Source organism: Streptomyces sp. NPDC058534 (assembly GCF_042717365.1).
Taxonomy (GTDB): domain Bacteria; phylum Actinomycetota; class Actinomycetes; order Streptomycetales; family Streptomycetaceae; genus Streptomyces.
This window is the reverse complement of sequence record NZ_JBHXNW010000148.1, coordinates 1-8,338: the sequence shown is the minus strand read 5'-3', so window position 1 is coordinate 8,338 and position 8,338 is coordinate 1. Positions and strand designations below refer to the sequence as shown.

Genomic DNA, 8,338 nt, shown 5'->3' with positions numbered 1-8,338 from the left:
CTTCTTCGCCGCGTGGTAGCCCCTCGATCCGGGTCGGCCCTTTTTCGGCCTGCGGCGGGCCATCATCCGGTCGTAGCGGGTTAGCTTCGCCCGCGCCTTCCTGCCGTGCCCGGCATGCGGCAGGTCGTGCGCGTCGGACGTGGTGGTCGCGGTTTGCTTCACGCCCCAGTCGACGCCGAGGACGCGGCCGGTCCTGGGCAGGGGCTGGATCTGGGCAGGGACGACGAAGGAGGCGTACCAGTGTCCGAGGCTGTCCTGGTAGACGCGTACCGAGGACGGCTCGGCCGGCAGCTCCCGCGACCACACCACCGACACGACGATGCCACCCGCCAGGTGCAGCCGGCCGTCCTTCAGCCGGAACCCGCGCCGGGTGTAGTTCAGGGTCGCCAGCGCCTCACGTCTGGTCTTCCATGTGGGCATCCCGGCCCGGCGCGCCACGGGCAGGCGCTCTGCGATGTCCTGGTGGGCCTTGGCGCTGGAGCGGCCGAAGTCGCGGATGACCTGCTGCTGGGGGACGCACGAGCCCTCCCGCAGCCACGGCGTACGGGCGCGGGCCTCGGTCAGCATCCTGTCCAGCTGGGCCGGGCCGCACGTGCTCTTCTCGCCGGTCGCCCTGTTGTGCAGGTGCACGGCCCTGGACTTGGCGACGCACTCGTTCCACAGCCAGCGACACCGGCCCCATTCCGCTGCCAGAGCGGTGCGGGCAGCCGTCGACACTCGCAACCGGTACGTATACCGGGCATGCCCGACCCCCACATCCGTCCCCACCCGTGCCATCTCGCCCCCTTCACGGCCGCGGCCAGGACACCGTGCTGTCCCGGGCCCTGCGCAGGACCATACGTACGACAACCGCGCACACACCCGCCGATCCAGCAGGAGCCACTCCGACCAGTGACCATAGGCACACACGTTCGCATCACCTAGGGCCGTGCCAGCAGCAACACGGGCGCTCCGCGCCCGGAACCGAACTTCGGAGACGCTCCGCGTCCCAGTCCCTGACCGCCCTTCGCGTGCGGTGTGTCGCATTATGAGGGCTTACGTCCGATCCATAAAGTCGGTTAAGTCCATTTAGTGCGGCAGGTTCACCACAGGGGTGATCAGCATGAGCAGCGCAGCGGCGTCTCCCGGCGGCTTCGTGTCCGTATGCGGGCGTGAGCGCGGCTACCGTCCGGAACAGGTGGAGGAGTGTGCCGCGGCGCTCTCCGACGACCGCGACGCGGCCTGGGAGCGGGCCGCCCGGCTCACCGTGCTCGCCCGGGAGATGGGGGAGGACCTGGACGACCTGCGGGACGAGGTCGCCCAGCTCACCTCGCAGGACTACGAGGCGCTCGGGGAGAGCGCGCGGCGGTTGTTCCGGCTCGGTGAGGAAGAGGCCGGGGCCGTGCGGGCGCGGGCGCGCGGCGCGGGGGACGACTGGATGCGGGAGGCGCGGGCGTACGCGGACGGCGTGCTGGAGGCGGCGAGGGCGCGGGCCGACGCGGTGCGCGCCGAGGTCGACGAACGGGCCCGGCAGCGGCTGCTCGTGGCGCGTGCCGAGGCCGACGAGATGCGGATCGAGGCGCGGCGGGAGGTGAAGGCGGAGCGCGGGGAGGTGCTGTCCGTGCTGCGCGAGGCGCGCACGCGCACCGACGACACGCTCGCGGAGCAGGGCAGGGAGCACACCGAACGGCTGGCCGGGGTGGAGCGGGCCGAGGACGAACGGGCCGCGGCGCTGGACGCGCACCATGCGGAGGCGGTGGCCCGCGCCGCACAGGCGGTGTGTGATGCGGAGCGGGCGCTGGCCGCGGCGGGGGAGGCGGCCGGGCGGATGCGGGAGGAGGCCCGGACCCGGGCGGACGAAGTGGTCGCCGAGGCCCGGGTGCGGCAGGAGGAGATCGGCCGTGAGACGGAGCGGGTACTGCGCGAGCATGGGGAGCGGTGGGACGAACTGCAGGCCCACATGGCCTCCGTACGCAGCAATCTCAGTTCGCTGACGGGCCGTGCGGTCGAGTGAGACCGCCCGGGTCCCGCCCCGCGGCCGGCGCCGTCAGTCGCCTCTGCGCACCGCCCCCGCCAGGATCCAGCCCTCCACCGCCTCGTACTGCCGGCGCTGCTCCTCGGCCTTGCGCAGGCCGGAGAGCATGGTGCCGATCCAGCCGCAGGCGAAGCCGAACGGGATGGAGACCAGGCCGGTCGTGGTGAACGGGAACCAGTTGAAGTCGGCCTCGGGGAACGCGGAGACGGGTGAGCCCGAGACCAGGTTGGTGCCCGGCATCAGCAACAGGACGGCCAGTGAGCCGCCGATGAGGGTGCTGAGCAGCCCGGTGCGGGTGTAGCGGCGCCAGAAGAGGCCGTAGACCAGGGCCGGGGCGATGGCCGAGGCGCCCAGGCAGAACGACAGCGTCACCAGCGGCTGGAGGCTGCGGTGCTGGACCAGGGTGGCCAGGACGATCGCGGGGATGCCGACGGCCAGCGCGGAGACGCGGGCGAGGGCCATCTCGCGGCGCGGTGACATCTCCTGCACGCGGGTGGCGAACACGTCGTGGGCCAGGGAGTTGGCGCACGCGAGGATCATGCCGCCGACGGAGGCGAGCAGGGTGAGGAAGACGGCCGTGGTGACCATCGTGAAGAGGAACGTTTCCGCGGTGGACACCTCCGCGCCGAAGGCGGCCTGCGAGCCCAGCAGGTAGGCGGTGTTGCCCTGCGGGTCGATCGCGGCCACGACCGCCCGCCCCACCAGCGCCGTCGCGCCGAAGCCGATGACCGTGACGACCAGCACGAACAGTGCCACGCTGGACACGGCCCAGGACATCGAGCGGCGCACCTGGCGGGCCGAGGACGCGGTGTACATGCGCATGGTGACGTGCGGGAGGCAGGCGCCGCCCAGTACGACGGTCAGGTGCGCGGTGATCATGTCCGCGTCGGGGTGGGGCCCGCCGGCGAACTGGAGCCCCGAGTGCAGGAACGCCGAACCGACTCCGCTGCGGTCCGCCGCCGCGCCGAACAGCGCGCCGGGGTCCCAGTCGAAGCGGTTGAGGATCAGTACGGCCACCACGGCGCCCGAGCCGAGCAGCATCACGATCTTGAGGATCTGGATGAGGGCGGTGCCCTTCATCCCGCCGATCGCCGCGTAGCTGATCATCAGCAGGCCGAGCCCGATGATGCACCCGGTCTCCAGCGATTCGCCGGAGAACCCGAGGACGAAGGCGAGCAGTTGGCCGGTGCCCGCGAGCTGCACCAGCATCAGCGGCAGCAGCGCGGCGAGGGTGACGGCGCAGGCGACGACGCGGACGCTGCGGCCGGGCATCCGGCGGGCGAGCGCGTCGCCCATGGTGAACCGCCCCGCGTTGCGCAGGGGTTCGGCCAGCAGGAACATCAGCAGCATCAGGGAGAGGGCGGTGCTGAGCGCCAGCACGACACCGTCGTGACCGAACAGGGCGATGACGCCGCCGGTGCCGAGGACGGACGCCGCAGAGATGTAGTCGCCGGCGATCGCGAGGCCGTTGCGCATCGGGGACAGGGAGCTGTACCCGGTGTAGAACTCGTCGAGGTCGTCCCGGTCGGGGCCGGTCATCACGCACAGCAGCAGCGTGATGGTGGCGACCGCGGTGAAGCCGACCAGGGACATGGTCTGGGCGTTGCCGCTGAACTCCGTCATCGTCCCGCCTCCCGCCGGGCGTCCAGTTCGGCCTCCTTGCGGATGCGGTCCGCGAGCGGGTCCACGCGGCGCCGGGCGGTCTGCTCGTAGAGCGCGATCGCCAGCCAGGTGACGGGCAACTGGACCAGGGCGAGCAGCAGTCCGGTGGGCAGTCCGTCGACGACGGTGCCGGTCATGAAACCGGGCGCGTAGGCGGACAGGATCAGGAACAGGGTGAAGTAGCCGAGCGCGGTGAGCGTGGCGGTGCGCCGCTGCCAGCGGTAGGCGCTGCGCAGGATCCGCAGGTCGCTGTGGTGCCCCAGCGGGTCGCGCCGCGGGGCACGTCGGGTGGGGGCGTGGTGGGTCGGGCCACGCTGGGCCGGGGCCTGGTGGGTCGGGGCCCGGTGGGCCGGGGCATGGGGCGGGTACGGCGGTGGGGGGTGGTGGGGGTACGACGGGGACGGGTCGTAGGACATCCCGGTTCTCCTTGCGCGGCTGGGGTCCGGGTGGCGGACCGCAGGGAGGTGGGGGGTGGGGAGCCACGCACGTTACTCGCCAGTCACCTGGAGCGCTGCCTTTTGGCCGAACTGGTCGGTCGGTATGCCCTGGCCGACGTGCTCGTTTGACCCTCACGTGGCGGGAGGGTGGAGGCTCGGTGCGTCTCAGGGTGGAGAGCGACCCCGAGACCGACTCCACCGAAGGGTGGACTGCCCCTAGGGGTACCTCCGTACTACGGCTCGGGGAGGGTTCGTACCGGCGGAGGACGAGAGGGACCGGGTGACGTCCTTAATCTGGCTTTACGCCGCTGGGGGGCGGCAAACCGGACCCGTGGGGGTGGGGTTTTCCCCAGGAAAAGAGTGCGCTGAACACCAGCGCGCCCGCCCCACGGTTCCGGACAGACTCTTCGAGACAGCAGGACGGCACACCCGCGGCGGCCCAACGCGGCACCGGCGGCTCACTCGATGACCGACATAGGAGACTTGACATGACATCGGCCGTAAGTATTCCCACGCACGGGGGCACTGGAGGGCGTACGGCCGTTGCCGCGCGAGCGCGGCAGGTCGTGAAGGCCTACGGATCGGGCGAGACGCGGGTGGTCGCCCTCGACCACGTGGACGTGGACATCGCCCGCGGTCGGTTCACCGCCATCATGGGCCCGTCGGGCTCCGGCAAGTCCACGCTGATGCACTGCCTGGCCGGCCTGGACACGGTCACCGGCGGGCAGATCTACCTCGACGAGACCGAGATCACCGGCCTCAAGGACAAGAAGCTCACGCGGCTGCGCCGGGACCGGATCGGCTTCATATTCCAGGCGTACAACCTGCTCCCGACGCTCAACGCGATCGAGAACATCACGCTGCCCATGGACATCGCGGGCCGCAAGTACGACAAGGCGTGGCTGGACCGGGTCGTGGAGACCGTGGGGCTGGCCGGCCGGCTCAAGCACCGGCCCACCCAGCTCTCCGGCGGCCAACAGCAGCGGGTCGCGGTGGCGCGGGCCCTGGCCGCCCGGCCCGAGATCATCTTCGGTGACGAGCCGACCGGAAACCTCGACTCCCGCGCCGGTGCCGAGGTACTGGGCTTCCTGCGCCGCTCGGTCACCGAACTGGGCCAGACCATCGTCATGGTCACCCACGACCCGGTCGCCGCGAGCTACGCGGACCGGGTGCTGTACCTCGCCGACGGCCGGATCGTCGACGAGATGCTGAGCCCGACCGCGGACGCCGTCCTCGACAGGATGAAGGACTTCGACGCCCGGGGGCGCACGTCATGACCGTCGTGAAGACCTCGATGCGCAACTTCCTCGCGCACAAGGGCCGGATGGCGCTCTCGGCGGTGGCGGTGCTGCTGTCAGTGGCGTTCGTGTGCGGCACCCTGGTGTTCACCGACACGATGAACACCACCTTCGACAAGCTCTTCGCGGTCACCTCGTCCGACGTCACGGTCATGCCGAAGGACGCCAAGGCCGAGGACACCCCGCAGAACGGCGTGCCCGAGGCCCTGCCGGCGTCCGCACTGGAGCGGGCCCGGACGGCCGAGGGCGTCAAGTCCGCCGAGGGCGTCGTCAGTTCGATGAACGTGACGGTCGTCAACAGTGACAACGACAACGTGGGCGCCACCAGCGGCGCCCCGACGATCGCCGGCAACTGGACGAAGAACGACCTCCGGTCCATGGAGATCACCACCGGGCACGCCCCGCGCGGGCCCACCGAGGTGATGGTCGATGCCGACACCGCCGACAAGCACGACCTGAAGCCCGGCGACGAACTGCGCACCATCGCGCAGACCGGCGACTTCAAGGCGAAGATCGTCGGCATCGCCTCCTTCACGGTGACCAACCCCGGCGCCGCCGTCATCTACTTCGACACGCCCACGGCCCAGAGCGAACTGCTCGGCGCCACCGGCAGGTTCACCCAGCTCAACGTCACCGCCGAGGCCGGTGTCTCCGACACGCAGCTCAAGCAGAACGTCACCTCGGCCCTGGACGGCACCTACAAGGTCCAGACGGCCAAGGAGAACTCCGACGAAAACCGCGAGGGCATCGGCGAGTTCATGAACGTCATCAAGTACGCCATGCTCGGCTTCGCCGGGATCGCGTTCCTGGTCGGCATCTTCCTCATCATCAACACCTTCTCCATGCTGGTCGCCCAGCGCACCCGCGAGATCGGCCTGATGCGCGCCCTCGGCTCCTCCCGCCGGCAGGTCAACCGCTCCGTGCTGGTCGAGGCCCTCCTCCTCGGCATCGTCGGCTCCGTCCTCGGCGTCGCGGCCGGAGTCGGCATCGCCATCGGCCTGATGAAGCTGATGTCCGCCGCGGGCATGAACCTGTCCACCGACGACCTGACCATCAAGACGGCGACCCCCGTGGTCGGCCTGGTCCTCGGCATCGTGGTCACCGTCCTGGCCGCCTACCTGCCGGCCCGCCGCGCCGCCAAGATCTCCCCGATGGCCGCACTGCGCGACGCCGGTACGCCGGCCGACGGCAAGGCCGGCTGGATACGCGGCCTGATCGGCCTGGTGCTCACCGGCTCCGGTGCCGCGGCCCTGCTCACGGCTGCCGGCGCCGACAAGGCGAGCGAGGGTTCGCTGATGCTCGGCGCGGGCATCGTGCTCTCCCTGATCGGCTTCGTCGTCATCGGCCCGCTGCTGGCCGGCTTCGTGGTCCGGGTGATCAGCGCGGTGCTGCTGCGGGCCTTCGGCCCGGTCGGCCGGCTGGCCGAGCGCAACGCCCTGCGCAACCCGCGCCGCACCGGCGCCACCGGCGCCGCCCTGATGATCGGCCTCGCGCTGGTGGCCTGCCTCTCGGTGGTCGGCTCCTCCATGGTCGCCTCGGCCACCAGCGAGCTGGACAAGACGGTCGGCGCGGACTTCATCGTCCAGGGCAACCAGCGGATCGTGCCGAAGGCCGAGAAGGCGATGCAGGACACGCCCGGCCTGGAGCACGTCACCCGCTACAAGATGCTCGACGCCACGCTGACCTCGCCCGACGGCAAGACCGACGACGACGGTGTCACGGCCGCCGACCCGACCTACGCCGAGGACGTCCGCCGCGCCACGACGGAGGGCAAGCTCTCCGCCGCCTACGGGCCGGACGCCATGTCGGTCGGCGCGGACTACGCCAAGAAGCACGGCGTCCGCGTCGGCGACACCATCTCGGTCGCCTTCAAGGGCGGCGAGACCGCGAAGCTCAAGGTCGCCGCGATCACCGACGACGACGTGGCCATCGACCAGGGGGCCCGGTACATCAGCATCGACACGATGCGGAAGTACCTGCCGGCCGAGAGCGTCCCGCCGAACACGATCATGTTCGCCAAGGCCGAGGACGGCAAGAGTGACCAGGCGTACGCGGCGCTGAAGAAGTCCATGGACGCCTACCCGCAGTACCAGGTGGCCGACCAGACCGACTACAAGCAGGAGCTGAAGGACCAGGTCGGTCAGTTGCTGAACATGGTCTACGGCCTGCTCGCCCTGGCGATCATCGTCGCGGTCCTCGGTGTGGTGAACACCCTGGCCCTCTCGGTGGTCGAGCGGACCCGCGAGATCGGCCTGATGCGGGCGATCGGACTCTCCCGCCGCCAGCTGCGCCGCATGATCCGCATGGAGTCCGTCGTCATCGCCCTCTTCGGTGCGCTGCTCGGCCTCGGACTGGGCATGGGCTGGGGCGCCACGGCGCAGAAGCTGCTCGCCCTGGAGGGACTGAACGTCCTCGACATCCCCTGGCCGACGATCATCGGCGTCTTCATCGGCTCGGCCTTCGTGGGCCTGTTCGCCGCCCTGGTCCCGGCCTTCCGCGCGGGCCGCATGAACGTCCTGAACGCCATCGCGACGGAGTAACACCCGACAGCCACCGCACACGGGGGTTGCGGGGGAACCCGGCGCCGGAAGCCACGAGGCCTCCGGCGCCGGGCCTTTTCGCCGGGTCACTTCGGACGCCCACTTTCAGCCCGCCGAGTAGTCCGTCACCTTGGGCGCTCACTCTTCAGCCCGCCGAGTAGTCCGTCTCCCCCGGCGTCCACTTTTCAGCCCACCGAGTAGTCCGTCACCCTGGGACCTCACCCTTCAGCCCGCCGAGTAGTCCGTCTCCCCCGGCGTCCACTTTTCAGCCCACCGAGTAGTCCGTCACCCTGGGCGTCCACCCTTCAACCCACCGAGTCGGGTGGTGGGTGGGCATAGGCCCGGGGGTCCAGGGAGCGGAGCCCCCTGGTACGGCCACCGCGACGC

At 70.8% G+C, this 8,338-nt stretch carries 6 protein-coding genes; 3 read left to right on the top strand and 3 right to left on the bottom strand.

All coding sequences use genetic code 11. From position 1 onward, the window contains the following. Positions 1 to 777, bottom strand: a 777-nt coding sequence (locus ACFWR9_RS42010; protein WP_383852758.1) for an RNA-guided endonuclease InsQ/TnpB family protein, incomplete at its 3' end; no start/stop codon positions are given. 325 nt (positions 778 to 1,102) lie between these two features. Between ACFWR9_RS42010 and ACFWR9_RS42005 the strand changes: the two genes are divergently transcribed. Continuing rightward, positions 1,103 to 1,993 carry a cellulose-binding protein gene (locus ACFWR9_RS42005; protein WP_383852756.1) on the top strand — a complete coding sequence of 297 codons (891 nt, stop codon included), beginning with the start codon at positions 1,103 to 1,105 and terminating at the stop codon, positions 1,991 to 1,993. 33 nt (positions 1,994 to 2,026) lie between these two features. Here ACFWR9_RS42005 and ACFWR9_RS42000 read toward each other — a convergent pair whose 3' ends face one another. Both ACFWR9_RS42000 and ACFWR9_RS41995 read right to left on the bottom strand, forming a co-directional pair. Continuing rightward, positions 2,027 to 3,637 carry a cation acetate symporter gene (locus ACFWR9_RS42000; protein WP_383852753.1) on the bottom strand — a complete coding sequence of 537 codons (1,611 nt, stop codon included), beginning with the start codon at positions 3,635 to 3,637 and terminating at the stop codon, positions 2,027 to 2,029. Further along, positions 3,634 to 4,092: a DUF485 domain-containing protein gene (locus ACFWR9_RS41995; protein ID WP_383852750.1), complete on the bottom strand. Its 459-nt coding sequence runs from the start codon at positions 4,090 to 4,092 to the stop codon at positions 3,634 to 3,636. Before ACFWR9_RS41995 ends, ACFWR9_RS42000 begins: the two co-directional genes overlap by 4 nt. A 509-nt stretch (positions 4,093 to 4,601) precedes the next feature. Here ACFWR9_RS41995 and ACFWR9_RS41990 point away from each other — a divergent pair. Beyond that, positions 4,602 to 5,390 carry an ABC transporter ATP-binding protein gene (locus ACFWR9_RS41990; protein ID WP_383852747.1) on the top strand — a complete coding sequence of 263 codons (789 nt, stop codon included), beginning with the start codon at positions 4,602 to 4,604 and terminating at the stop codon, positions 5,388 to 5,390. Beyond that, the gene (locus tag ACFWR9_RS41985) at positions 5,387 to 7,951 is read left to right on the top strand and encodes an ABC transporter permease (RefSeq protein ID WP_383852745.1); all 2,565 of its coding nucleotides are present in this window, start codon (positions 5,387 to 5,389) and stop codon (positions 7,949 to 7,951) included. Before ACFWR9_RS41990 ends, ACFWR9_RS41985 begins: the two co-directional genes overlap by 4 nt. Positions 7,952 to 8,338 lie beyond the last annotated feature (387 nt).